22 protein-coding genes are annotated in these 23984 nt (G+C 65.4%); 13 read left to right on the top strand and 9 right to left on the bottom strand.

The window, feature by feature from the left end; translation table 11 throughout:
• Window positions 1-3 precede the first annotated feature (3 nt).
• Window positions 4-2763, top strand: a complete 2760-nt coding sequence (locus LU493_RS14135; RefSeq protein WP_275288430.1) for a sensor histidine kinase — start codon at window positions 4-6, stop codon at window positions 2761-2763.
• A gap of 196 nt (window positions 2764-2959) precedes the next feature.
• Here LU493_RS14135 and LU493_RS14130 read toward each other — a convergent pair whose 3' ends face one another.
• The 5 genes from LU493_RS14130 to LU493_RS14110 all read right to left on the bottom strand — a co-directional run bounded on the left by LU493_RS14130 (window position 2960) and on the right by LU493_RS14110 (window position 7319).
• Window positions 2960-3436 carry a RidA family protein gene (locus tag LU493_RS14130; protein WP_275288429.1) on the bottom strand — a complete coding sequence of 159 codons (477 nt, stop codon included), beginning with the start codon at window positions 3434-3436 and terminating at the stop codon, window positions 2960-2962.
• Window positions 3436-3822 (bottom strand): c-type cytochrome, encoded by a 387-nt coding sequence (locus LU493_RS14125; protein WP_275288428.1) that lies wholly within the window; start codon window positions 3820-3822, stop codon window positions 3436-3438. Before LU493_RS14125 ends, LU493_RS14130 begins: the two co-directional genes overlap by 1 nt.
• Window positions 3819-5447 carry a flavin monoamine oxidase family protein gene (locus LU493_RS14120; protein ID WP_275288427.1) on the bottom strand — a complete coding sequence of 543 codons (1629 nt, stop codon included), beginning with the start codon at window positions 5445-5447 and terminating at the stop codon, window positions 3819-3821. The genes LU493_RS14125 and LU493_RS14120 overlap by 4 nt, the downstream gene beginning before the upstream one ends.
• Before the next feature lie 318 nt (window positions 5448-5765).
• Window positions 5766-6077: an HlyU family transcriptional regulator gene (locus LU493_RS14115; RefSeq protein WP_275288426.1), complete on the bottom strand. Its 312-nt coding sequence runs from the start codon at window positions 6075-6077 to the stop codon at window positions 5766-5768.
• Between the two features lie 21 nt (window positions 6078-6098).
• Window positions 6099-7319: an argininosuccinate synthase gene (locus tag LU493_RS14110; RefSeq protein ID WP_275288425.1), complete on the bottom strand. Its 1221-nt coding sequence runs from the start codon at window positions 7317-7319 to the stop codon at window positions 6099-6101.
• 151 nt (window positions 7320-7470) lie between these two features.
• On the opposite strand from LU493_RS14110, the gene rnt reads away from it, so the two are divergent.
• Window positions 7471-8136 carry a ribonuclease T gene (gene rnt, locus LU493_RS14105; RefSeq protein WP_275288424.1) on the top strand — a complete coding sequence of 222 codons (666 nt, stop codon included), beginning with the start codon at window positions 7471-7473 and terminating at the stop codon, window positions 8134-8136.
• A 146-nt stretch (window positions 8137-8282) separates the two neighbouring features.
• On the opposite strand, the gene LU493_RS14100 is transcribed toward rnt, so the two are convergent.
• Window positions 8283-8627 (bottom strand): Grx4 family monothiol glutaredoxin, encoded by a 345-nt coding sequence (locus LU493_RS14100; protein WP_275288423.1) that lies wholly within the window; start codon window positions 8625-8627, stop codon window positions 8283-8285.
• Window positions 8628-8783: 156 nt separating this feature from the next.
• Here LU493_RS14100 and argF point away from each other — a divergent pair, with 156 nt between their 5' ends.
• The 6 genes from argF to LU493_RS14070 all read left to right on the top strand — a co-directional run bounded on the left by argF (window position 8784) and on the right by LU493_RS14070 (window position 14819).
• Window positions 8784-9704: an ornithine carbamoyltransferase gene (gene argF, locus LU493_RS14095; RefSeq protein WP_275288422.1), complete on the top strand. Its 921-nt coding sequence runs from the start codon at window positions 8784-8786 to the stop codon at window positions 9702-9704.
• Between the two features lie 173 nt (window positions 9705-9877).
• The gene (locus tag LU493_RS14090) at window positions 9878-10786 is read left to right on the top strand and encodes a 3-keto-5-aminohexanoate cleavage protein (protein ID WP_275288421.1); all 909 of its coding nucleotides are present in this window, start codon (window positions 9878-9880) and stop codon (window positions 10784-10786) included.
• The gene (locus LU493_RS14085; RefSeq protein WP_275288420.1) at window positions 10783-11739 is read left to right on the top strand and encodes an L-carnitine dehydrogenase; all 957 of its coding nucleotides are present in this window, start codon (window positions 10783-10785) and stop codon (window positions 11737-11739) included. The genes LU493_RS14090 and LU493_RS14085 overlap by 4 nt, the downstream gene beginning before the upstream one ends.
• The gene (locus LU493_RS14080; protein WP_275288419.1) at window positions 11739-12203 is read left to right on the top strand and encodes a thioesterase family protein; all 465 of its coding nucleotides are present in this window, start codon (window positions 11739-11741) and stop codon (window positions 12201-12203) included. The genes LU493_RS14085 and LU493_RS14080 overlap by 1 nt, the downstream gene beginning before the upstream one ends.
• Before the next feature lie 187 nt (window positions 12204-12390).
• Window positions 12391-13992: a BCCT family transporter gene (locus tag LU493_RS14075; protein ID WP_275288444.1), complete on the top strand. Its 1602-nt coding sequence runs from the start codon at window positions 12391-12393 to the stop codon at window positions 13990-13992.
• Entirely contained in the window at window positions 13989-14819 is an 831-nt protein-coding gene (locus tag LU493_RS14070; protein WP_275288418.1) for an alpha/beta hydrolase fold domain-containing protein, read from the top strand. Before LU493_RS14075 ends, LU493_RS14070 begins: the two co-directional genes overlap by 4 nt.
• A gap of 11 nt (window positions 14820-14830) precedes the next feature.
• On the opposite strand, the gene LU493_RS14065 is transcribed toward LU493_RS14070, so the two are convergent.
• Both LU493_RS14065 and LU493_RS14060 read right to left on the bottom strand, forming a co-directional pair.
• On the bottom strand, window positions 14831-15793 hold the full coding sequence (locus LU493_RS14065; RefSeq protein WP_275288417.1) for a GlxA family transcriptional regulator: 963 nt from the start codon (window positions 15791-15793) through the stop codon (window positions 14831-14833).
• 68 nt (window positions 15794-15861) lie between these two features.
• On the bottom strand, window positions 15862-16800 hold the full coding sequence (locus tag LU493_RS14060; protein ID WP_275288416.1) for an ABC transporter substrate-binding protein: 939 nt from the start codon (window positions 16798-16800) through the stop codon (window positions 15862-15864).
• A 207-nt stretch (window positions 16801-17007) separates the two neighbouring features.
• Between LU493_RS14060 and LU493_RS14055 the strand changes: the two genes are divergently transcribed.
• Entirely contained in the window at window positions 17008-17967 is a 960-nt protein-coding gene (locus tag LU493_RS14055; protein WP_275288415.1) for a GlxA family transcriptional regulator, read from the top strand.
• 114 nt (window positions 17968-18081) lie between these two features.
• Window positions 18082-19308, top strand: a complete 1227-nt coding sequence (locus tag LU493_RS14050) for a TauD/TfdA family dioxygenase (RefSeq protein ID WP_275288414.1) — start codon at window positions 18082-18084, stop codon at window positions 19306-19308.
• 67 nt (window positions 19309-19375) lie between these two features.
• On the opposite strand, the gene LU493_RS14045 is transcribed toward LU493_RS14050, so the two are convergent.
• Window positions 19376-20374 carry a GlxA family transcriptional regulator gene (locus LU493_RS14045; protein ID WP_275288413.1) on the bottom strand — a complete coding sequence of 333 codons (999 nt, stop codon included), beginning with the start codon at window positions 20372-20374 and terminating at the stop codon, window positions 19376-19378.
• Window positions 20375-20512: 138 nt separating this feature from the next.
• Here LU493_RS14045 and tmpA point away from each other — a divergent pair, with 138 nt between their 5' ends.
• From tmpA to LU493_RS14030, 3 genes are read left to right on the top strand one after another with little or no spacing between them, the layout of a single operon-like run.
• Window positions 20513-21652 (top strand): 2-trimethylaminoethylphosphonate dioxygenase, encoded by a 1140-nt coding sequence (tmpA, locus tag LU493_RS14040; RefSeq protein WP_275288412.1) that lies wholly within the window; start codon window positions 20513-20515, stop codon window positions 21650-21652.
• On the top strand, window positions 21649-22236 hold the full coding sequence (locus tag LU493_RS14035) for an HD domain-containing protein (protein WP_275288411.1): 588 nt from the start codon (window positions 21649-21651) through the stop codon (window positions 22234-22236). The genes tmpA and LU493_RS14035 overlap by 4 nt, the downstream gene beginning before the upstream one ends.
• Window positions 22233-23828 (top strand): 5-guanidino-2-oxopentanoate decarboxylase, encoded by a 1596-nt coding sequence (locus LU493_RS14030; protein ID WP_275288410.1) that lies wholly within the window; start codon window positions 22233-22235, stop codon window positions 23826-23828. The genes LU493_RS14035 and LU493_RS14030 overlap by 4 nt, the downstream gene beginning before the upstream one ends.
• Window positions 23829-23984 lie beyond the last annotated feature (156 nt).

Raw genomic sequence — 23984 nt, 5'->3', positions numbered from 1 at the left:
GTCATGAGAGACGATGTCGTAGTCCTGGTGATCGCCTTCGGCTACCTGGCGCTGCTCTTCGTCATCGCCGCCTGGGGGGACCGGCGCGCCGAGCAGGGACGTTCGGTGATCGGCTCTCCCACCGTCTATGCCCTGTCCATCGCCGTCTACTGTACCGCCTGGACCTTCTATGGCAGCGTCGGTCGCGCCGCCGAAGCCGGTCCGGGTTTCCTGCTGATCTATCTGGGGCCCACCCTGGCGATGCTCATGGCGCCCCTGGTGATCCGCAAGATGGTGCGCATCGCCACCACCCACCGCATCACCTCCATCGCCGATTTCATCAGCGCTCGCTATGGCAAGAGCGCCGGCCTCGGTGCGCTGGTCGCCCTGATCGCCCTGGTCGGCACCACCCCCTATATTGCCCTGCAGCTCAAGGCCATCACCCTGAGTCATGCGGTGCTGGTCGACTACGTCCCCGAGAGCCCGATGGCCACTGCAGAGGCCAGTTTCTGGACCGATCGCTCCTTCTGGGTAGCCCTGGTCCTGGCCGTGTTCATCATCCTCTTCGGCACCCGCCATCTGGACGCCAGCGAGCGACATGAAGGCATGGTCGCCGCCATCGCCTTCGAATCCCTGGTCAAGCTGGCCGCCTTCCTGGCGGTGGGCATCTTCACCGTTTTCGTGCTCTACCAGGGCCCCGGCGATCTCTTCAGACAGGTCGCCGCTTCACCGGCGCTTACCGACGCCCTGAGCCTGGAATCGGTCCCCGGCGGCGCACTCGGCTGGGTCGGCATGCTGGTGCTGGCCTTCCTGGCCTTTCTCGGTCTGCCCCGCCAGTTCCAGGTGCTGGTCGTGGAAAATGTCGACGAACGACACATCCAGCGCGCCGCCTGGCTGTTTCCCCTTTACCTGCTGGTCATCAACCTCTTCGTGATTCCCATCGCCATGGCCGGCCTGCTCGGCGGCAGCGGCGAGGACCCGGACAGTTTCGTGCTGACCCTGCCCATGGCCGCGGGTGTCGATGGCCTGCCGGTTCTGGTCTTCATCGGCGGTCTCTCGGCCGCGACCGGCATGATGATCGTCGAGACCATCGCCCTCTCGACCATGGTCAGCAACCAGTTGGTGATGCCGCTGCTGCTGCGTTCACGGCATCTGCACCGTGGCCATTCAGGCTCCCTGGCCAACCGCGTCCTGGGCATCCGACGCGTCGCCATCCTCGGCATCCTGCTGCTGGGCTACAGCTATCATGCTCTGATCGGCGACGCCTACAGCCTGGTCACCATCGGCCTGGTGTCCTTTGCCGCGGTCGCGCAGTTCACGCCCGCCCTGCTGATCGGCCTCTACTGGCGCGGCGCCAACCGGCTCGGCGCGGGGCTGGGCATGTCCGCCGGCATCCTGGTGTGGGCCTGGACCCTGTTGATCCCCGGTTTCGCCCAATCGGGCTGGTTGAACGCCGACCTGCTCACCCAGGGCCCCATCGGCATCGACTGGTTGCGCCCCTACGCGCTGTTCGGCCTGGAGGACTGGGACATCTACACCCACTCGTTGTTCTGGAGTCTCGCCGCCAACATCGGCCTGCTGATCGGTGTATCGTTGTTCAGTCGTGCCTCGCCGCTGGAACAGACCCAGGCCGCCTTGTTCACCGAGGCCCTCCACCCCCGGCTCGATCAGACGTCGCTATGGCGCGGTCACACCCTGCGCGGCGAATTGCGCGCTCTGCTCGACCGTTACCTCGGCACCGCGGCCACCCAACGCGTCTTCGCCGATCACGCCCCGGACGACGCCGATGACCAGTCGGCCTCCACGGCCCTGGTCGCCCGGGCCGAGCAGGCCCTGGCCGGAGCCCTGGGCAATGCCTCGGCCCGGGTGCTGATCGATTCGGTGGTGCGCGGCGAGGCGCTGGACCTGGACGCGATCCTGCGCATCCTCGACACCACCTCGGAAACCCTGGAGATGAACCGACGCCTCGAGCAGAAATCCCGTGAGCTCGCACGCATCGGACAGGAACTTCGCGAAGCCAACGATCGGTTGCGAGAACTCGACCGCCTCAAGGACGAATTCGTGGCCATGGTCAGCCATGAGCTGCGCACTCCCCTGACCTCGATCCGCGCCTTCGCCGAGATCCTGCGCGACAATCGCGACCTGACCGAACAGCGGCGAGAACACTTCCTGGACGTCGTGGTGAGGGAGAGTCAGCGGCTATCACGCCTGATCGAGGAAATCCTCGACCTGGCACGCCTGGAGAGCGGTCGACTGACCCTGGAGCCGCATCGGCTGGATCTCGCGGCCCTGACCCGCCAGGCACTGGACGCGATGCACCACCCCCTGGAAGAACGCGGCATCGCGCTGGAGATCGCCTGCGAGGTCGACACCGCCGAGGTGATCGGCGATCCGGACCGTCTGGAACAGGTGATCATCAACCTGATCGACAACGCCGGCAAGTTTGCCGATGCCGGCATGCCCCGGATCTCGCTGCGGCTGACCCGGCACAGGCGAGGTTTCCGTCTCGCCGTCGCCGACAACGGCCCGGGCATCGACGAATCGGAACGCGAACGGGTCTTCGAGAAATTCCACCAGCTCCCTCACCCCGACGCCGGCACCACACGAAGCCGGCCCCGAGGCAGCGGGCTCGGCCTGCCCATCAGCCGAGGCATCGTCGCCCACCTGGGCGGTCGGCTATGGATCGAGAACGACTGCGACCTCGGCGGCGCCTGTCTGGTCATGGAACTGCCGGAAGCACCGGCCATCTCACCGACTCCGCCTGACATGTTGCTGTCACAGTAACGTTACACCCTGTGTTCTGACTCACGCCTCCCCACACAGGTGATCCCATTCAGCTCATGTCTCGTTCTCTGATCGTCAGTGGCATGAGCCACTCCCGCACCTCCGGTATGGCATATAGCCGGTCAGTCTCTCCGACACAGGAAGGGCCGGTCCCTCAATGAAAGCCGACCCTTGTCATGCACCCTCTTGCGCCGGATCAGTCGGTCGTGGCCGCCACGACCTCGATCTCCACAAGCCATTCCTCGTTGGCCAAGTCAGAAACCCCCACCACAGAGCGAGTCGGCAGATTGGGCTGTGCCTCGGTGCCGAAGAACTGGGTATAGCCGTCCATGAAGCCGGCGAAGTCCATCCGGCTACTCTCCTCGGTCGGCACCAGGAAGGCCGTCATCTTGATGACATCGCCCATGCCAAGACCATGGCTTTCCAGCTTGGCCTCGATGCCTTTCAGCACGGAGACGGTCTGAACCTCGGTATCGCCGTAGGTGCCGTCTTCCCGCTGCTGTGGCACAGTGCCGCTGAGGTAGGTGACCTTGGCGCCTTCGACCGTCACGGCCTGGAGGATGGGAAAGTCTGAGTTCGGGAGGGAGTGGCGATCAATGTCTCCCGCCATGGCAGCCGACGAGCACATCAGGGTCAAGGCCGAGGCAGCCATCCATTGCTTGAAGTCCATCATTATTCTTCACGCTCCATGGTCGATGCATCCGAAGTCCGAAGGCTATCGACGTACTGCACGTCGATGCCACCGGCCGCGTCATTGAAATGGGTTCTCAAGAAGTTGGTCACACTGGCGATCTGTTCGCTGCTGAGGTCGCCGTTGAAGGACGGCATGCCGCCTCGACCGTTCAGCAGGACACGCACCACGTCGTCGGCGTCTCCCGAGACGAAGGTATTGTCGTGAAGGGCGGGAAAGACGCCGGAGATACCCTCTCCTCCGGCCTGGTGGCAGGCCAAGCAGTTGTCGCTGTAGACAGCTTCCCCCTCCATATCTGCCAGCACACCAGCCGACATGGCCATGCCGAGCAGGCCGGCGAGGAGTCCAAAGTGTGTCGTTTTCATCATGAGGCCATCGCCATATCGTGCAGTTTCTCGATCTGGATCCAGGCCGATTCGATGGCACCAGCCTGCCATCCGGTCAGGTAGCTCAGGTGCTCGCCGGCCAGGAGAATGCGGCCCTGAGGTTCATTGAGCAGCGGATAGGCAGTTCGACGCCCTTCTGCCGACCAGTGAGCCCATCCGCCGAGGCTGTCGGGCTCCAGGTGCCAGGCGGTGTTGAAACCGTTCTCGAAGTCCCGCCGATATCCGGCGTGCAGTTGCTCGCCCACTCCGAGCGCCTTGTCGATACGCGCATTACGGTCCATGGCGCTGAACTGCGCAGCCTTGGAGCCGAAGTTGTAGACCCCTTGCACGATCCCCTTCTGCGCCTGCCATCCGGTGGAGGGGTAGCTGATGTTGCCGGTCTCCGAGTTATGCGTCAGAGAATGACCGCCGTAGATATGATCCTCGACTTCCCAGAACCGGGTTTTCATCTGCAAACCCAGCTTGCAGGTCGGCTCATAGCTGAGTGAGTTCATGGCCGCGACAAATTCGTCGCCGAAGTCGGCATCGATGTTCTTGAGCACAGAGACCGGGATAGTGCAGATGCAATAATCGCCCTGGATCTGGTGGGTTTCGCCGCTTCCCCCATCGACGTAATCGATCATGACTCCATCGTCGGACTGCTGGATCTTGCTGACCTTGGCCTGATAGCGCACCAGGTCGCCGATCTGTTCCTCGAAGCCCTCGGCGATCTTGTCCATTCCCCCGATTGGCTGAAACATCGTCTTCTGCTGGCTGAAGCCACTCACTGAACTGACGATGTCGTAGAGGCCGGAGTTCAGCAGCTGGTTCAGCGCGTAGGGCTCGGATGCCTGACCGGAATGCAGGCCGGCACCAGGGTTCTTCTGATAGCCCCGCCCGCCGGTGCCCAGATAGTCCAGGCCCCTCTTGTCCAGATGGCCTTCATGGACCAGGAACTCCAGGAACTTCTCCTTCTCTTCCTGCGTCAAGGGCACGTCCAGTGCGCTCTGGTCGACATGCTTGGCCAGGATCTCGGAGGCATGCCCTCGCATGTCCGCGAGAACTTCCATCTGTCGAATCGGGCCAGCGCCCAGCGCCTTGGCATTGGGGCCCGTCACGAAGGCCGCTTCGTTGTAGTTGACGAAGATCTCGAGTGGAATACCGAATTCACGGGTGTAATGAAGCGTCGAGCGGTGGTGATAAGGGATTCGCCACGGGCCATGGTTGTAGTACTGCCCATCATCGAACTGGCACACCTCGTCATCCTGACCGAGCTGAGGCAGCACGAAACCGTACCGGGCGGTTTGACAGCGACCGCCAGCGAAGGCACGAGTCTCGAGGATCTCGCACTGATAACCCTGCTTGCGAAGTTCATAGGCCGAGACCAGACCGGCCAAGCCCGCGCCCAGAATCACCACGCGCTTGCCGTTGGCAGTGCCGGAGAGCGTGGGTGGACGATCCTGCACCGAGGCGATGCCGATACCGAAGGCCGACATGCCCGACATCATCAGGCCGACACCCCCGACGGCACCAAGGGCCTGCAGGAAATGGCGGCGGGTAAGGTGTCCATCGGGTGAAGCGATATGTGTGGAACTATGACCGGATTGTTGGTGGCTTTGTTGTGTCATGGAACCTCCTTATCGTGACGTTCTGTATTAGCAGAAACAGTGCCAAGAAAAGAAGATCCCCCAAGGAATCATGGTTGTAGTTTTATCTTCATCGTCTCTCGTGCGGGTTTGTCGGCCGGTTACGCGAATCTCTGGTGCGACAGGCTTATCGTTTGCACCCTTATAGATCGAACGACAGAGTTCAGACGTCATCACCGCGCTGACACGATGCCGCGAGCCTACAGCAGACGCCTCACCCGGCCTGTACGGAAAGAGAGTGACACAAGAAAACGGCGCCCCGGATGGGGCGCCGTCATCGGACAGGAGGCGGAAATCAGCTCAGCGATCGTCGAACAGGTCATCACCCAGCTCGTCGATCAAGCGTTCGGCCTTGCTGACCATCAGGGCATCGCAGGCATCGCGGCCCGGCACCACGTCGGAGCGCTCGAAGCGGTGTTCCAGTGGTTCACCGCCCTCCGAGCCCGGCTTGCGGATCCAGCCGCTGACACGGAACTGCCCGCCCATGTCCTCGGCCTGGGGCACGATCAGGTAGCCCTGGTACTCCACCGGCTCGCCCTCGACGGTCCTCGAACCGGCGCGGGACTCGCCCGTTCCCTGGCCGAACAGGCCGGATAACAGTTTCTTCAGCATGACGCTCTCCCCGGCTCCGATTCAGCTCTGTTGACGCCCCTTCCCGGCGGCAATCCGCAACCGCAGCGCATTGAGCTTGATGAAGCCTTCCGCATCCTTCTGGTCATAGGCGCCGGCATCGTCCTCGAAGGTCGCAATGGACTCGTCGAACAACGAGGCGTCAGAGCGACGGCCGGCCACGGTGGCATTGCCCTTGTAGAGCTTCATGCGCACCACGCCGGAGACGTGTTTCTGGGTCTCGTCGATGGCCGCCTGCAAGGCGCGACGCTCCGGGCTCCACCAGTAACCGTTATAGATGACCTCGGCGTACTTGGGCATCAACTCGTCCTTGAGGTGCGCTTCCTCGCGGTCGAGAGTGAGCGACTCGATGGCACGATGGGCGCGCAGCATGATGGTGCCCCCCGGCGTTTCGTAGCAACCGCGCGACTTCATGCCCACATAGCGGTTCTCGACGATGTCGAGACGGCCGATGCCGTTGTCACCGCCCAGCTGGTTGAGCCTGGAGAGCACGTCATGGGGCCGCATCGGCTCACCGTCGATGGCCACGATATCACCGCGCTCGAAGGTCAGCTCCACATAGGTAGGCTTGTCCGGGGCGGCCTCGGGGGACACGCTCCAGCGCCACATGTCTTCCTCGGCCTCGACCCAGGGATCCTCGAGGTTGCCGCCCTCGTAGGAGATATGCAGCAGGTTGGCATCCATGGAATACGGCGACTTTTTCTTCTGACTGGAGAAGTCCACCGGGATGTCGTGCTGCTGGCAGTAGGCCATCAGCTTCTCGCGGGAGTTGAGGTCCCACTCGCGCCACGGCGCGATCACCTTGACGCCGGGCTTGAGCGCATAGGCCCCGAGCTCGAAACGTACCTGGTCGTTGCCCTTGCCGGTGGCACCGTGAGAGATGGCATCGGCACCGGTCTGGTTGGCGATCTCGACCAGTCGCTTGGTGATCAACGGGCGGGCAATGGACGTCCCCAGCAGGTACTCGCCCTCATAGATCGTGTTGGCGCGGAACATCGGATAGACATAATCACGCACGAACTCCTCGCGCAGGTCCTCGATGTAGATTTCCTCGACGCCCAGCGCCTGGGCCTTGGCCCGCGCGGGCTCGACTTCCTCGCCCTGGCCGATGTCGGCAGTGAAGGTCACCACCTCGCAGTCATAGGTTTCCTGCAACCACTTGACGATGACGGATGTGTCCAGGCCGCCGGAATAGGCGAGCACGACCTTCTTGACATCGGACATGCTGGGGCTCCTCTAGGTAAACGGTGAGCGTCGTAAAGGGTCGATTATAGCGCGCCATGCCGAGCACGAATACCGGCGACGGGACGACGCGCCTTCGAAATGCTAGACTTCCGCGTTTCGAGACTTTCGTGCCCAGGACAAGGAGAGGTGCATGACCGAGGCGGTCACCCGCGAACTCATGGCGCAGCGCTTTCGCAGCTTTCTGCCCGTGGTGGTGGACCTGGAAACCGGCGGTTTCAATGCGAAGGGCGACGCGATCCTGGAGATCGCCGCGGTCACCCTGACCATGGACCCCGAAGGCAACCTGATGCCCGACGCCACCTTCGCTTATCATGTCACCCCCTTCGAGGGCGCCAACGTCGAGCAATCGGCACTGGATTTCACCGGTATCCGCCTCGACGACCCATTGCGCCAGCAAGTCGCGGTCAGCGAAGCCGAAGCGCTGGGGGAAATCTTCCGCCCGGTACGCAAGGCCATCAAGGCTCATGGTTGTACCCGCGCCATCCTGGTCGGCCACAACGCCGCCTTCGACCACGGTTTTCTCAATGCCGCCGTGGAGCGTTGCGCCATCAAGCGCAACCCCTTCCATCCCTTCTCCAGCTTCGACACGGCCTCGCTGGCCGGCCTGGTCTATGGCCAGACCGTACTCGCCCGCGCCTGCCGCGCCGCCGGCATCGAATTCGACAACGGCGCCGCCCACTCGGCCCGCTACGACACCGAGCGGACCGCCGAGCTATTCTGCGCCATGATCAACCGCTACAAGGACCTCGGCGGCTGGCGACTCGCCCAACGCGAGCAAGGAGTGGAGGAGCTGTAAGCTGTAAGCTGTAAGCTGTAAGCTGGAAAGCAGCATAAGCTCGCCATACCCCATAGCAAACACCCCCCGCAGCCATGCTGCGGGGGGTGTTTTTCTTCAAGCTTCCAGGCGCGAAGCGCCGCTCTTCAAGCTTCAGGCTTCAGGCTTCAGGCTTCAGATTCGTCGTCCTGGTGCTTGGCGGCGGTGTCCTTGACCAGGGTCTCGAGTTCGCCGTTCTGGTACATCTCGACGACGATGTCACAGCCACCGACCAGTTCACCTTCCACCCACAGTTGCGGGAAGGTCGGCCAGTTGGCGACCTTGGGCAACTCGGCACGGATGTCCGGGTTGTCCAGCACGTTGACGAAGGCGAAGCGCTCGCCGCAAGCCATCAGGGCCTGGACGGTCTGGGCGGAGAAACCGCACTGCGGCAATTGGGGCGTGCCCTTCATGTAGATCAGGATCGGGTTCTCGCTGATCTGCCGCTGGATGTTCTCGACAGTGGTGCTCATGTGCTTTCCCTCTGGATCGCGGTGTTGACCATGGCGTCACGGTAATACCCGAGCACGCTGGTCGGCCTTATGATGCAGCCATTCTACTGATGCGAGTCGCATTGCGCATCCCCCGAGGGCTGGCTAGGATGGTCGTTTTTCTCGTGGAGCGACGCCATGGCTACCCGCCATTTTCTGACCCTGCTCGATCTGAGTCCGGAGGAGTCTCGTTACCTGATCCAGCGCGCCATCTCGATCAAGAACGGCCTGAAGACGCACGGTCCGACCTACACGCCGTTCGCCAATCGCACCCTGGCGATGATCTTCGAGAAGTCCTCGACCCGCACCCGGGTCTCCTTCGAGACGGCCATGGCGCAGTTCGGCGGCCACGCCCTCTTCCTCTCCCCGCGTGACACCCAGCTCGGGCGCGGCGAACCCATCGGCGACACCGCCCGGGTACTCGCCGAAATGGTCGACGCCGTGATGATTCGTACCTTCTCCCATCAAGGGCTCGAGGAATATGCCGCGGCAAGCGACGTCCCGGTGATCAATGCCCTCACCGACGACTACCACCCCTGCCAGTTGCTCGCCGACATCATGACCTGGACCGAGCTGCGCGGCAGCGTCCGCGGCCGCACCGCCGTCTGGATCGGCGACGGCAACAACATGTGCCACTCCTGGATCAACGCGGCGCGACAGTTCGACTTCCAGCTGCGCATCTGCTGCCCGGAAGGCTATGAACCTCGCCAGGACATTCTCGAGGCCGCCGGCGATCGCGTCAGCATCCTGCATGACCCGCAAGCGGCCGTGGAAAACGCCGACCTGATCACCACCGATGTCTGGGCCTCGATGGGTCAGGAAGAGGAACAGGCCAGGCGCGAAGCGGACTTCGCCGGCTTCCAGGTCACCGAGACCCTGCTCGACCGCGCCGCCGACAACGCCCTCTTCCTGCATTGCCTGCCCGCCCATCGCGGCGAGGAAATCAGCGAGACCCTGCTGGATGACCCGCGCGCCGTGGTGTGGCAGGAAGCCGGCAACCGTCTGCATGCCCAGAAGGCTCTGATCGAATTCCTGCTGCTGGGGCGCGTCGAACCCTGACGCGACACCATGGTGTCACGCCCTCTCGCCCCGGCTTCAGGCCGGGGCGATGCGTTCATGCCCGGGTAACCACGACAGTTCGACGCATGACGTCAAGTCGACGTCGCCTTTTATATATTCTGCATCTCCATCTTCGCGGACACTCCTCTCAGGCTTAACGAGGAGGTCCAACCATGAACCGCAATGTCATCCTGACCTGCGCCGTCACCGGCGCCGGCGATACCACCGGCAAGAACCCCAACGTGCCGGTGACACCCAGGCAGATCGCCGACAGCTGCATCGAAGCCGCTCGCGCCGGTGCCAGCGTGGCCCATATCCATGTGCGCGATCCAGAAACCGGCGGCATCAGCCACTCGATGGACCATTTCCGCGAAGTGATGGAACGCGTCCGCGAATCCGACACCGATATCGTCATGAACATCACCGCCGGTGGCGGTGGCGACTGGACTCCCGACGTCGAAGACCCGACGCGCGGCGGCCCGGGCACCGACATTCAGACACCGGCGCAGCGTCACGAGCCGGTGGGCGAACTGCTGCCGGAACTCTGCACCCTGGACTGCGGCAGCCTGAACTTCGGCGACATGGTCTATATCAACACCGCCGACTGGCTCCGCGAGCATGCCCGGCTGGTTCAGGCCGCCGGCGTCAAGCCCGAACTCGAGTGCTTCGATCTCGGTCATGTCTGGTTCGCCCGCCAGCTCCAGCAGGAAGGGCTGATCGATGGCGATCCGCTGTATCAGCTCTGCCTGGGCATTCCCTGGGGCGCCGAGGCCGACACCGAAACCATGCTGGCCATGCGCAACAAGCTGCCGGAAAACGCCAACTGGGCGGCCTTCGGCATCGGGCGTCACCAGATGCCGATGGTCGCCCAGGCGGCGCTGCTCGGCGGTCACGCCCGGGTCGGCCTGGAAGACAACCTCATGCTGGAAAAGGGCGTGTTGGCCACCAACGGCCAACTCGTCGAGAAGGCCACCGGCATCATCGATGGCCTGGGCGGTCGCGTCATGACGCCGGCCGAGACCCGTGCACACCTCGCCCTGCGCGACCCGAGCACAGGTCGGATCGCTGGAGGTGAAGCATGAGCCATCAACTCAGCGTCATCGGCACCGGCGTCATCGGCAATGGCTGGATCGCCCGGGCCCTGGCCCAGGGCTGGGATGTCGTGGCCTTCGACCCGTCCCCCGACGCCGCCGAGCGTACCCGCGCCTTCGTCGCCAATGCCTGGCCCGCGCTCGAGGGGCTGGGCCTCGCCGAGGGGGCGAGCCCGTCCCGGCTGCGTTTCGTCGACAGCCTGGAAGCCGCCGTCGAAGGCGCCGACCTGATCCAGGAAAACGTACCGGAACGTCTCGAGCTCAAGCGCGAGATCCTCGCTGCCATCGATGCGGCGGCCGCGCCCGGCGCGATCATCGGCTCCTCCACGTCCGGCTTCAAGCCCAGCGACCTGCAACGCGACTGCACCGAGGCCCCGGGGCGGGTGATCGTCGCCCACCCCTTCAACCCGGTCTACCTGCTGCCGCTGGTGGAACTGGTGGGTGGCGAGTCCACGGTGCCCGCCCAGCTCGATACCGCCCACACGCTCTACCAGGCACTGGACATGCGCCCGCTGGTGGTTCGCCGCGAGATCGAGGGGCATATCGCCGACCGGCTGATGGAGGCGCTGTGGCGCGAGGCTCTGCACCTGGTCAACGACGGCGTGGCGACCACCGAAGAAGTCGACGCCGCCGTGGTCTATGGCTGCGGCCTGCGCTGGGCCCTGATGGGCACCTTCCTGACCTTCCACCTGGCGGGCGGCGACCAGGGCATGCGTCACATGCTCGAGCAGTTCGGCCCAGCCCTGAAACTGCCCTGGACCAAGCTCGAAGCCCCGGAACTGACCGACGAGCTGATCGACAAGGTCGTCGAGGGTTGCGAGTTCCAGGCTGCGGGCCGCCCGGTGGCCGAACTCGACCGTCGCCGCGACGACTTCCTCGTCGAGGTGCTCGGCCTGGCGAAGAAATACTGGCCGGAGGCGGAAGGCCTGGAGGGACGGATCTGATGGCCCTGCTCGAAACCCGCGTCGACTCCCGCTGGGTCGACTACAACGGCCACATGAACGACGCCGAGTACGCCCGGGCGTTTTCCCTGGCAGTCGAGGCACTGATGGACCGGCTCGGCCTCGACGAGGCCGGCCGGGCGCGCCACGGCTACACCCTCTACACCCTGGAAACCCATCTCTGCTATCGCCGCGAGGCCCACGAGGGCCAGGCACTGCATCTCGATGTCACGCTGCTGGACCGCGACGCCAAGCGCCTGCACGTTTTCTTCGAGATGCGGGACAGCGAGGGCAACCTGCTGGCCACCAGCGAACAGATGCTGATGGGGATCGACAGCCAGGCCGGCCGGCCGGCGCCCTTCCCGGCCGACATGGACGAGGCCGTCGAGGCACTGTCCCGGGTCGAACCCGATGCCTGGCCGGAACTCGCCGGTCGCCGCATCGGTCTGCCCCCGACCAAGCGCTGACGCCGACGGGCGTCACCCCATCGCCTTGCCACGCCATCCCGCCCGGCCGATGCCGGGCGGGCACGGGATCGCCGGCCCGAGGCCCGGCTCCGAGAGGATACGGCTTATCGCTACTTCAACACCTCCCACTCCGCCCGACTCGCCGAAAGGCGCCAGCACGTCATCTACCGTGACATCGACGGACTACATGGTGACCGAGCTGTCCCAGGCCGGATTTTTCCGCGGCATGCACAAGGGCATGACCCTGACCTCCGCTTCCCTGGTACTCGCTTTCGTGCTGTTCACCGGCCTCGGCCCCCAACTGGCCGGAGACGTTTTCGGGGCGGCACGCGCCTGGATCGAGAGCACCTTCAGCGGCTATTACCTCGTGACCGTCATGCTCTTGATGGCCGTCTGCGCTTTTATCGTGGTCAGTCGCTACGGCAGCATCCGCCTGGGCAGCGACGACAGCCGTCCGGAATTCAGCAACTTCGCCTGGTTCTCGATGCTGTTCTCCGCCGGTATCGGTATCGGCATCCTCTTCTTCGGCGTCGCCGAGCCGGCCTTCTATCTGGATGACAGCGGTGCCTTCGGCTATCCCAACAACCCCCATGCGGACATGGCCGGGGCCACCGCCATCGGCTACGAGCGCGCCATCGACGCGCTGCGCGTCTCGGTGTTCCACTGGGGGCTGCACGGCTGGGCGATCTACGTCATCGTCGGCATGTCACTGGCCTACTTCGCCTACCGCCGCGGCTTGCCTCTCGCCTTGAGGTCATCCCTTTACCCCTTCATCGGCGAACGCATCTACGGCCCCATCGGTCACCTGGTCGACATCCTCGGTGTGCTGGGCTGCGTGTTCGGTGTCGCCACCTCGCTGGGGCTCGGCGTGAGCCAGATGGCCGTCGGCCTGCAGAGGCTGGTAGGCATCAGTGACGGCCTGGACACCCAGCTCATGCTGATCGCCGGCATCTCGGTCGTCTCCATCCTCTCGGTGGTATCCGGCGTGCAGAAGGGCATCAGGATCATTTCCGAGCTCAACATCTGGGTCTCGGTGCTGGTCGTCGGCGCTTTCCTGCTGGGTGGCCCCACCCTGTGGCTGATCCAGGCCTTCGGCTCGACCCTGGTCGACTACGCCGCGAACTTCATTCCCATGGGACTGTGGTACGCCGACGAACCCGGACCGGCCGCCTGGCAGCAAGCCTGGACCATCTTCTACTGGGGCTGGTGGCTGGCCTGGGCGCCCTTCGTCGGCCTGTTCATCGCGCGCATTTCGCGAGGCCGCACCCTGCGCGAGTTCGTGCTCGGCGTGCTGCTGGTGCCGACCCTGATCATCTTCGTGTGGCTGGTCATCTTCGGCGGCAATGCCCTCTACCAGGAGCTGCATGCCACTGGCGGCCCCGGCACGGCCGGCATCATCGAGCTGGTCAACGCCTGGAACCTGCCGGCCGCCCTGTTCGCCAGCGCCGATGGCATCGCCGGCACCGGCACCCTCGGCTGGCTGCTCTCGGCGATGATGGTGTTCCTGCTGATGAGCTGGTTCGTGACCTCCTCGGACTCCGGTACCCTGGTGCTGACCACCATCCTGTCGCTGGGCAACGACGAGCCACCTCAACGCTTCCGCGTCTTCTGGGGCGTGGTGATCGGCCTGGTGGCGGCTGTACTGCTGGTGGCCGGTGGCCTGAAGGCACTGCAGACCGCCCTGATCGCCGCCGCCCTGCCGCTGAGCGTGGTCATCCTGGTCATGACCGCCGGCGTACTGGTCTCGCTGCTGCGCGAATCGCGTCGGTCCCGGATGGCAACCGAATGATGCAACACGATGCCTTTCACCGACGCTTCGAGAGCGGTCTCGACGCCCTCGCCGGGTTGCCCATGGAGGCAGCCCGGCGGCGTTACGACACGCTCTGTGCAAGCTTTGCGCCCGCCGATCCCCCCGGCATGGCGGTAAGCGACGGGCACATCGAGGGTGTCGGCGTACGATACTTCCATCCTGCCGTCGATGCTGAGGTGGCCCCTATCCTCTATGCCCATGGCGGCGGCTGGAACCTCGGCTCGCCACGCAGTCACCACGGCATCGCCGCCGATCTCGCCGAGCGGCTGGGGCGCGAAGTGATCAGTGTCGACTACCGGCTGGCTCCGGAAGCAAGCTACGCCGAAGCACTCGACGACTGTCGACGCGTGGCCGAGGCCTGCTCGCCCATCGCCCTGGTCGGTGACAGCGCCGGCGGGCGACTGGTCATGGATGTCGCCCGGCAGTCGCACCGGCACGGCGTGCTGGGCCTGATCTACCCACCAGTGGGTCGCCCGACACCCGATACCCTGGGGCCGGACGCACCGCTGCTTTCGCGGGCCGATATCCTGGCGTTGTGGGACAGCATCGCCGACGATGTACCGATGCCGGACGCTACCTCAGCCCCCGGCGAGTCCATCGAGGTGCTCGCGGTGGAACACGACCCGCTTACCCGACCACTCGAGGCAACCATCGACGGCTGGCGTCGCGACGGCGCCGACATCGGCTACCGCTGTGCCCCGGGCATGCTGCATGGTGCCCTGCATGCTCATGCCGAACTGCCCTCGATGTACGATGCCTGGCGGGATTTCTGTCGGGCCCTGGGACAACGATTACCGAGGACATGAACCACAGCGGCTTACCCTTTACGGATTTGCCGGGGTGACTGTCCGTAACGACCTCGAAATGCCCGGGAAAAACTCGAGCTCGAACCGAAGCCACAGGCCAGGCCCACGGCGAGGACATCCAGATCGGTCTCCTCGAGCAGGTAGCGGGCACGCTCCAGCCGCAGGCTCAGGTACCAGTCACGGGGCGACTGCCCGAGCTCGCGCTCGAAGAGCCGCTGTAGATGACGCAGCGAGATGCCGCTTTTCCGCGCCACTTCCGCCAGGCTCAACGGGGACTCCAGATGCTGTTCCATCAGATCGACGGCTTCCACCAGACGGCGCCGATGGGTCCCCAACCGGCGCGCCAGGGTCATGCGCTGCTGGTCGCGGCGCGTGCGGATACGCTCGTGCACCAGCTGTTCCGAGACATCGATGGCCAGCTGGTTGCCATGGCGCCGGGCGATCACGTCCAGGGCCATGTCCATGGCCGCCGCGCCTCCGGCGCAGGAGAAGCGACGACGCCCGAGCTCGAACAGTTCGTCCGAGGTCTCGATGGCCGGAAAGCGCTCCTGGAAGGCCGGCAGACTCTCCCAATGGAGGGTGACCCGCTCACCCTTAAGCAGGCCGGCGGCGGCGAGCAGGAAGCAGCCGGTATCGAGACCGCCCAGCACGCATCCCGCCTCATCGAGACGGTGCAACCAGCGCATCAGGGCACGACTCAGGCAGGATTCCGGGTCGAACCCGCTGCAGACCGCGAGTGAAGGAAGATAATGCACCGACTCGATGGACTGGTCGGCCAGCAGCGTCATGCCGTTGGAGGCCGTCACCGGCTCACCGTCCTGGCTGAGCAGCGTCCAGTCGAACAGCGGGCGACCGCTGATGCGGTTGGCGATGCGCAACGGCTCGACGGCCGAGAAGAACGCCATCATCGAGAAGCGCGGCAGCAACAGGAAGCCGACGAGTTCCGGCGTGGGTCCGGTGTAATCGAGGCGCATGACGGCAAGCCAAGGGTGCAAGGGGGCCGATCATGATGACCGGCCGGAACCTGTCGGGCAAGACGGCCTCAGTCGAAGTGCGCCTCGACCGCCTCGATGGCGGGACGCCCATCACGAGCCTCGACACCCTCGAGCCAGGTCGCCACGGTATCGTGGTTAGCCGCGATCCATTCGCTGGCCACCTCGTCGGCGGGACGCTCCTCGTGACTGTAGGCGTGCACCCAGTCATTCTGGTCGGCGGTGTCCACCACATACTGGGTCATGAAACGATGCACATCGGCATCCTGGTCCTTCAGGTCATCCGGCACGACGGTCCAGACCGTGCTCTCGATCTCTGCCACACCAGCATCATCGGCATCCTCGAGATAGACGAGGTCGAAGCTGACGTTCATCCAGTGCGGTTCCCAGCCGACGAAGGTCACCCATTCGCCGTTGCGCATCTTCTGTTCGGCCTGGGCCAGCATCGCTGCGGTGGAACTCTCGCGTAGATTCCAGTCGCCAAGATCGGCCAGGTCCTCATCGATGGCCTCGCCGATAGCGGTATTGATGCCGGTGCCGGCCTCGATGCCCAGGATGGTGCCGTCGAAGCGCTCACGGTACTCATTCAGGTCCGCCACCGTCTCGATGCCGGCCTCGTGTACATAGCGCGGCACCACCAGGCCCGAGATCGCGCCCTGGATGTTGGCAGCGGCTTTTTCCACCTTGCCGTCGGCCACCAGAGGCTCGACCATGTCGGTCTGCACCGGGTACCAGCCGCCCAGGTAAGTTTCCAGATCTCCCTCGGCCACACCATTGAGGATCACGCTCACCGCCAGGTCGTTCTGCCGGGTCTCGTAGCCCATCGCCTCCAGCAACTGAGCGGCGATTTCGGACTTGACGGTGACCCCCGGCCAGGGCGGTACACCGAAGCGAACTTCATCGAGATCGGCCTGAGCCATGGGAGCGGCCAGGGAAGACAGCGCCAGAGTGGCGCCCAGCAGGTGGCGACGGTGGTGCGTCATCGTCATGGTAATCTCCTGTTGCTTGGGGAACCTTCACAGTCTGACGCCTTTCATCAGGGTAACTTTTCACAAGTCGACCCATAGGCGACACAATGCGACAGAGCGAATTCATGCATGCGCCCCTTGCACGGCCATTGCAAAGGAAGCGATCCGCCCTACAATCGTCACTGCTATCCGATCATCCCCGATGCCCACCGGCCAGGTTCGTCGTCCATGCGCCTACAGCCCCAGGTTCCCGAGCCGGAATCCATCGGCTTCTTGCTGCTGCCGCGCTTCGCCATGGTGGCGTTCTTCTCGGCCATCGAGCCATTGCGCATCGCCAACCGCATCAGCGGTCGCACCTTGTTCCACTGGAACGTGATCAGTCGCGATGGCGGCCCCGTCACCGCCTCCAACGGCATGCCGCTTGCCGCCACCTGGTCGTTGCAGGACGCGCCCGAGACCCCGAGCCTGGCAGTCTGCGCCAGCTTCGCTCCGGAGCAGGCCCTCGACGCCGAACTGCTGGAATGGCTGCAGGCCCGCGCCCGAGCCGGCTGCGTCCTGGGCGGCATGGACACGGGCTGCTTCGCACTCGCCGCCGCCGGCCTGCTCGATGACCAGACCGTGACCCTGCACTGGGAGTCCCTGCCCGCCTTTCGCGAGCGCTTCCCCGGGATCGAGGCGGTCGAGTCGCTCTACGAGATATCGGCCGAAGGATTTTCCTGCGCCGGCGGCAGCTCGGCCATCGACATGAGCCTGGACCTGATCGCCCGTCGACACGGCGACGAACTGGCCGGCCAGGTGCGTGAACAGCTCGTCCACGACCAGGGCCGCCTGCCTGCCAGCCGGCAGCGCCACACCGCCCGGCCAGCCAATGATGTCGACCCTGGGCTCCATCGAGCCATTGCGCTGATGGAGACCCATCTGGAGGCTCCCCTAGGCATCCAGGCACTGGCCGATGAGCTCGGATTTTCCTGGCGGCGGCTCGAGCGGCTCTTCGCTCGCCACCTCGGCCAGACGCCGCTGCACTTCTACCAGGAACGTCGCCTGGCCCATGCCCACCAGCTACTGATCGATACCCGCCACAGCATCATGGACATCGCCCTGGCAAGCGGCTTCGCCTCGGCCTCCAGCTTCACCCGGGCCTTCCGCAGGCGCTACGGCCTGACACCCAGCCAGCTGAGGAGACGCTGATTCGAGACGAATTGTCGAATCGCGCATAGTCGATGTCGAATCATGTCGCATGGCGTTGCCTGTCGGTTGGCATCCTGAGCCGCATCATCACGCTGCCATCTCAGGAGATACCCCATGACCGACACCGAACTGCCACGCACGCCGGATTACGACGCCTGGCCGATCGACGCCGATCTCGACGCCGTCTCCTTCACCGCACGGCTGGTGACGGTGCGCTGGAGCGACGGCCGGGTCAGCCGCTACCACGGCATCTGGCTGCGCGAGAACGCCGCCGACGACACCACCATCAACCCGGCGACCCGGGAACGCATCCTGGACCTCTCCACCCTGCCCGCCTGGCCGGAGGTCGAGGGCGCCGTGATCGACGCCGCCGGCGCACTGTGCGTGGACTTCGCCCCCGAGGATCGCCGCCTGCGCTTCCACCCGGGCTGGCTGCGCGCCCACGACTACGACAACACCGGCGACGCCGAGGCGCCGCTGGTGCCGATGACGACCTGGCAGGGCGGCCCGGAGTCCGGCCCCGACACCCTGGACGCCACAGGCCTGCTCGACACAGACGCGGGCGACGACGCCGAAGAGGCGATCCTCGCCCCGGCCCTGGAGAGCGTGCTCGGCAAGGGGCTGGTACGGCTGCGCAACCTGCCCACCGAACCCGGCTCTCTGGAGACCATCGCCCGGCGTATCGGTCCGGTGCGTCCCACCAACTTCGGGCAACTGTTCGACGTCAAGGCCAAGCCGGACCCGGACTCCAACGCCTATACCTCCATCGCCCTGCCGCCCCACGTGGACCTGCCGACCCGCGAGTACCACCCGGGCCTGCAGATGCTGCACTGCCTGGAGAACAGCGTGGAGGGCGGCCAGGCGGTGATGCTCGACGGCTTCGCCGTGGCCGAGGCGCTGCGCGACCGTCACCCCGAAGCCTGGTCGACGCTGACACGGGTGCGCTGGTGCTACGCCAACACCGCCAGGACCACCGACTACGTGTGGTACGAGCCGATGATCCGTCTCGACGCCCGGGGCGAGCTGCTCGAGGTGCGCATCGCCGATTTCCTGCGCGGCCCGCTGCAGACGGCCTTCGAGGACGTGGAGCCGGCCTATGAGGCACTGATGACGCTGCAACGCCTGCTGCGCGACCCGGCCTTCGCCATCCGCTTCACCTACGAGCCCGGCGACCTGGTGATCTTCGACAACCGCCGCCTGTTGCACGCCCGCGACGCCTTCGAAGGCGCCAGCGGCCACCGCTGGCTGCAGGGCTGCTACATGGAGCGCGACGAGATCCGCTCGCGCTATCGCATGATCCAGCGAGCGAGGCGCCAGCGCCGTCTCACCACCGATGCCTGAGAAGCGACGAATGCTCGGCACCCCTGCCGCCGACATCGGCCTTCGCTGAGCCTCCCGTCAGCGGCTTTCAGCCGCGTTCAGCGGTCACACTGGGCGCCTCTCCGAATCTCGCCCGGTAGGCCCGGGAAAAGTGCGCCAGGTGTGCGAACCCGGTGGCCAACGCCGCCTCGGTGACCCGACAGTGGCTGGCGGCCAGCAGGCGCTGGGCCTGGTCGAGCCGCATGCCCAGGTAGCATTGCTTGGGTGTCTCGCCGAAATGGGCCATGAAGCGACGCGTCAACTGGCGCTGTGACTGTCCCACCAACCGGCAGATCTCGGGAATGGGCAGCGCCTGGGCCAGGTTCGCCTCCATGACCGCCAGGGCTCGCAGCACGCTGCGCGGCAAGTGCGCATAGCGCTCGTCCCGGCTCGGCGAAGGGTCATCGTCACCGCGCTGGTGCACCAGTTGACGGCCCACCGCATTGGCCAGCGCCGGGCCATAGAGCCGTTCCATCCAGGCCAGCATCATGTCGATGCTCGCCGACCCGCCCGATCCAGTCAGCCGGGATGCATCGAGCTCGAAGCGTGCCTGGCTGACCCTGAGCTGCGGGAACTCGCGTCGAAACGCCGGTACGCTTTCCCAATGCATCGCGACCCGATGCCCTTCCAGCACGCCCGATCGCGCCAGGATGAAGGGTGCCGTGTCCAGCCCCCCCAGCCAGCCTCCATGGGCCGCCACTCGCCTCAGCACGGCGAGATCCTGCCCTCGGATGGTCGCCTCCGCCTCATAGGAAGACACCACCATCAAATGCGCGTCATCGGCCACGGCATCGAGCTCGCCATCGACATCGATACGCACGCCGTTGCTGGCCACCAGCCCTTCTCCATCGGCGGACAACAACCGCCAGGCAAACAGGTCCCGGCCGAAACGATTGGCCACGCGCAACGGCTCCAGCAGACAGAACAGACTCAGCATCGAGAACTTGGGCACCAGCCAGACATCCAGGGTGTGCTCCGCTTCCTCAGGCGCCAGCAGCGGCGGGGAATCCGGTCTCGGATAGGGCCAGGCGTCGGTGAACTCACTCATTATGGCCAAAAATATCAAATATAGGGCGAATTTATGCAAATGGTAGCGGCGCAGCGGCGTTAGGGTAAAGCCAGTCGCGCATCGGCGCCGGTGGCGACACTTCGTCACGGTCCACGCAATACCCGGAGATAGATCGTCATGACCGCAAGCGGCAAGCTGTGGCTGTCCTCGGACGGACAGCGCCTGAACCTCGACACCCAGGGCCAGACCCGCGAATTCGCTGCCCTCTGGCTGCGCGAACGCGCCCCCGATTCCGCCACCCTGGATCCCCGCACCGGCCAGCGCCTGATCGAGGCCGCCGAATTACCGCTCGACCTGACCCTGGAAAGTGCCGAGCTGACCGGCGAGCATGTGGCGCTGCGTTTCAGCGACGGCCACGCCACCGACTTTCCGCTCGAGGAACTGGTCGAGGCCAGCACCGAGATCGCTACCAGCGTGCCCGGCCGTACCCTCTGGGATGCCAGCCTGGCCGAGCCGCCCAGAGCGGACTTCGCGGCCGCCCGCCAGGACGACGCCGCCCTGCTCGACATGCTAGAGAACCTGCATCGTTTCGGCTTCGTGCTGGTCTCGGGCGTGCCCACCGAGGAAGACGGCATGCAGGCCCTGATCGACCGTATCGGTCCCCTGCGCCGCACCAACTGGGGCGGCATCGCCGACGTCAAGTCGGTGGCCAACGCCTATGACCTGACCATGACCCAGCGTGGGCTCGAACCGCACACCGACAACCCCTACCGCGATCCGATTCCCGGCTACATCTGGCTGCATTGCCTGACCAATGCCGCCGACGGCGGTGACAACACCCTGGTCGACGGCTATCAGGCGGCGCTGACGCTCAAGGCGCGCGACCCCGAGGCCTTCGACTGCCTGACCCGTGTCGCCCCGGGCTTTCTCTACCATGACGACACCACGCGCCTGGAAGGTGAAGGGCCGCTGATCGAGCTCGACAGCCACGGCCGCCTGGCACGCGTGCGCTTCAACAACCGCACCGAACGTGTCGATGCCCTGTCGGCCGATGAACTCGAACGCTACTACGCCGCGCGCCGGGCCTTCTACCACCTGATCACCTCGGACGAGCTGACCGTTCACCTCAAGCTCGATCCCGGCCAGATGTTGATCATGGACAACTATCGCCTGCTGCACGGGCGACGCGCCTACCAACTCGCCGGCGGCGTGCGCCATCTGCGCCAGGGCTACGTCGACCGCGACAGCACCACCAGCCGACGCCTCGTGCTCCGTCGGCAGCTCTCCGGCCAGCCATCGCAGGAGGCCAGCGCATGAACCAGGCCAGTTTCCGACGTTTCGACGAAAGCCGGCTCGACGAGTGGCACTTGATCGACGCCCGTTTCCGCGACTACCAGGCCGACGCCCCGCGCCGCGTGCTCGACCATCTTCACCGCCTGGCCGGCGACCATCACGGCTACCCGGTGGATCGTTTCGAGCACAGCCTGCAGACGGCGACCCGCGCCCTGCGTGACGGTGCCGACGAGGAAATGGTGGTGTGCGCCCTGCTGCATGACATCGGCGACGACCTGGCACCGGCCAATCACGCCGAGATCGCCGCGGGTATCCTCGAGCCGTTCATCGATCCCTTGAATGCCTGGATGATTCGCCACCACGAACTCTTTCAGGGGTATCATTACCGCCACTTCTTCGGCCAGGATCGCCACGTCCGGGAGCAGTTTCGCGACCATCCGGCCTATGCGCGCACGGTGCGCTTCTGTGACCACTGGGACCAGGCGAGTTTCGACCCCGACTACGACACCCTGCCACTCGAGCACTTCGTGCCCATGGTCGAGCGCGTCCTGGGCCGTCCGCCCTTCGGTGGCCTGCCCGATCCGATCGAGGAGAACTCGCCGCGATGACTTGCGCCCAGCGACTGATTCAACTGCTCGAGGCCTACGGCGTCGATACTGCCTTCGGCATCCCCGGCGTGCACACCATCGAACTGTACCGTGCCCTCGGCGAAAGCCGGCTGCACCACGTCACGCCGCGTCACGAACAAGGCGCCGGTTTCATGGCCGACGGCCATGCCCGGGCAAGCGGCCTGCCCGCTGCCTGCTTCATCATCACCGGTCCCGGCATGACCAATATGGCCACCGCCATGGGGCAGGCCCTAGCCGACTCGGTGCCGATGCTGGTGATCTCCAGTGTCAACCAGCGCGCCAGCCTGGGTCGTGGCCAGGGGCGTCTGCACGAGATGCCCCACCAGCGCGAGACGCTGGCCGGCGTCAGCGTGTTCAGCCACACCCTGCACGACCCAGAGGCGCTTCCAGAGGTCATGGCCCGTGCCTTCTCGATATTCCACAGTGCCCGTCCCGGTCCCGTGCATATCGAGATCCCCCTGGACGTGATGGGCGCCCCGGTATCCGACGAGCCCATCACACCGACTCGCACCTACCCGCCGGCACCGGCTCCCGAGGCGCTGGCACGAGCCGCCGAGTGGCTCGGCACGGCTTCGCGTCCCCTGGTCCTGCTCGGCGGCGGCACCGCCGACGCGCCGGGCGCGGCCCGCGCCCTGGTCGAACGACTCGATGCCCCGACCTTTACCACCATCAACGCCAAGGGCGTGCTCGGGCTCGACCACCCGCTAGACCTGGGCGCCACTGCCAGCCTGCCCGCGGCCCGTCGGCTGGCCCGCGAGGCCGACGTGGTACTGGCCATCGGCACCGAGCTCGGCGAGACCGACTACGACCTGGTGTTCGATGGCGGCTTCGTCCTCGACGGTCGCCTCATTCGCATCGATATCGACCCCCAGCAGCTCGGCCGCAACCAGGCCGCCGACCTGGCCCTGCTCGCCGAGGCCGGCCAGGCCATGGCGGCGCTCGCCGAACGACTGCCCGAGTCGACGCAACGCGACGGTGCCGGACGCGCCGAGGCCGTGCGCCGAGCCCTGGCCCTCGCCGAGGATGCCGAGGTGGCCCCCTACGCACCGCTCTTCGCCACCCTGCGCGAGGTACTGCCGGACGCCATCCTGGTCGGCGATTCCACCGGCCCGGTCTACGCCGGCAACTTCCTGGCCTCGCTGCCGGCACCGCGCCGCTGGTTCAACGCCGCCACCGGCTTCGGCACCCTCGGCTACGGCCTGCCCGCCGCCCTGGGCGCCGCCCTGGCCCGGCCGGAACAACCGGTGGTCGCCCTGGTCGGCGACGGTGGCCTGCAGTTCGTGCTCGGCGAGCTGGGCACCGCCCGCGACCTCGGCCGCCCCGTGGCAATCGTGATCTGGAACAACGACGGCTACGACGAGATCCGCCGCTTCATGTCGATGAGCGAGATACCGCACCTGGGCGTCGATCTGGCCGCCCCCGACTTCCAGGCCCTGGCGCAGGCCTTCGCCTGTCGCCACCTCGGCGTGACCGACCCGGCGAGCCTGCACGACGCCCTCGGCCGCCTCGATGAAGCGAGTTCTCCATTGATCATCGAGGTCGATGCCTCCGCCTGGATCGCCTCGCTCTGATCATCGGCACGTTTACCCGACCAGAAAGAAAGATGGAGATATACGCCGGGGACGAGTCGAAGCGAGGGTCTTGTGACCAGGGAAGGCAAAAGTAGCGCCCAAGGACGGGTTTATAGCGCCCTCGCGCAGACTTGTCGCCGGGCATGCCCTGCTGGC

This window comes from Halomonas elongata (genome assembly GCF_029081005.1).
GTDB lineage: Bacteria > Pseudomonadota > Gammaproteobacteria > Pseudomonadales > Halomonadaceae > Halomonas > Halomonas elongata_B.
This window is presented reverse-complemented; position numbering and strand designations above follow the sequence as displayed.

Coding starts and splice junctions, on each gene's coding strand:
- LU493_RS14065 (WP_275288417.1), bottom strand. CDS start 15,793: ATGCGCCTCGATTACACCGGACCCACGCCGGAACTCGTCGGCTTCCTG.
- LU493_RS14090 (WP_275288421.1), top strand. CDS start 9,878: ATGAACCGCAATGTCATCCTGACCTGCGCCGTCACCGGCGCCGGCGAT.
- LU493_RS14085 (WP_275288420.1), top strand. CDS start 10,783: ATGAGCCATCAACTCAGCGTCATCGGCACCGGCGTCATCGGCAATGGC.
- LU493_RS14030 (WP_275288410.1), top strand. CDS start 22,233: ATGACTTGCGCCCAGCGACTGATTCAACTGCTCGAGGCCTACGGCGTC.
- LU493_RS14050 (WP_275288414.1), top strand. CDS start 18,082: ATGACCGACACCGAACTGCCACGCACGCCGGATTACGACGCCTGGCCG.
- LU493_RS14110 (WP_275288425.1), bottom strand. CDS start 7,319: ATGTCCGATGTCAAGAAGGTCGTGCTCGCCTATTCCGGCGGCCTGGAC.
- LU493_RS14135 (WP_275288430.1), top strand. CDS start 4: ATGAGAGACGATGTCGTAGTCCTGGTGATCGCCTTCGGCTACCTGGCG.
- LU493_RS14075 (WP_275288444.1), top strand. CDS start 12,391: ATGGTGACCGAGCTGTCCCAGGCCGGATTTTTCCGCGGCATGCACAAG.
- argF (WP_275288422.1), top strand. CDS start 8,784: ATGGCTACCCGCCATTTTCTGACCCTGCTCGATCTGAGTCCGGAGGAG.
- LU493_RS14060 (WP_275288416.1), bottom strand. CDS start 16,800: ATGACGATGACGCACCACCGTCGCCACCTGCTGGGCGCCACTCTGGCG.
- LU493_RS14120 (WP_275288427.1), bottom strand. CDS start 5,447: ATGACACAACAAAGCCACCAACAATCCGGTCATAGTTCCACACATATC.
- LU493_RS14115 (WP_275288426.1), bottom strand. CDS start 6,077: ATGCTGAAGAAACTGTTATCCGGCCTGTTCGGCCAGGGAACGGGCGAG.
- LU493_RS14070 (WP_275288418.1), top strand. CDS start 13,989: ATGATGCAACACGATGCCTTTCACCGACGCTTCGAGAGCGGTCTCGAC.
- rnt (WP_275288424.1), top strand. CDS start 7,471: ATGACCGAGGCGGTCACCCGCGAACTCATGGCGCAGCGCTTTCGCAGC.
- LU493_RS14100 (WP_275288423.1), bottom strand. CDS start 8,627: ATGAGCACCACTGTCGAGAACATCCAGCGGCAGATCAGCGAGAACCCG.
- LU493_RS14045 (WP_275288413.1), bottom strand. CDS start 20,374: ATGAGTGAGTTCACCGACGCCTGGCCCTATCCGAGACCGGATTCCCCG.
- LU493_RS14125 (WP_275288428.1), bottom strand. CDS start 3,822: ATGATGAAAACGACACACTTTGGACTCCTCGCCGGCCTGCTCGGCATG.
- LU493_RS14035 (WP_275288411.1), top strand. CDS start 21,649: ATGAACCAGGCCAGTTTCCGACGTTTCGACGAAAGCCGGCTCGACGAG.
- LU493_RS14130 (WP_275288429.1), bottom strand. CDS start 3,436: ATGATGGACTTCAAGCAATGGATGGCTGCCTCGGCCTTGACCCTGATG.
- LU493_RS14080 (WP_275288419.1), top strand. CDS start 11,739: ATGGCCCTGCTCGAAACCCGCGTCGACTCCCGCTGGGTCGACTACAAC.
- tmpA (WP_275288412.1), top strand. CDS start 20,513: ATGACCGCAAGCGGCAAGCTGTGGCTGTCCTCGGACGGACAGCGCCTG.
- LU493_RS14055 (WP_275288415.1), top strand. CDS start 17,008: ATGCGCCTACAGCCCCAGGTTCCCGAGCCGGAATCCATCGGCTTCTTG.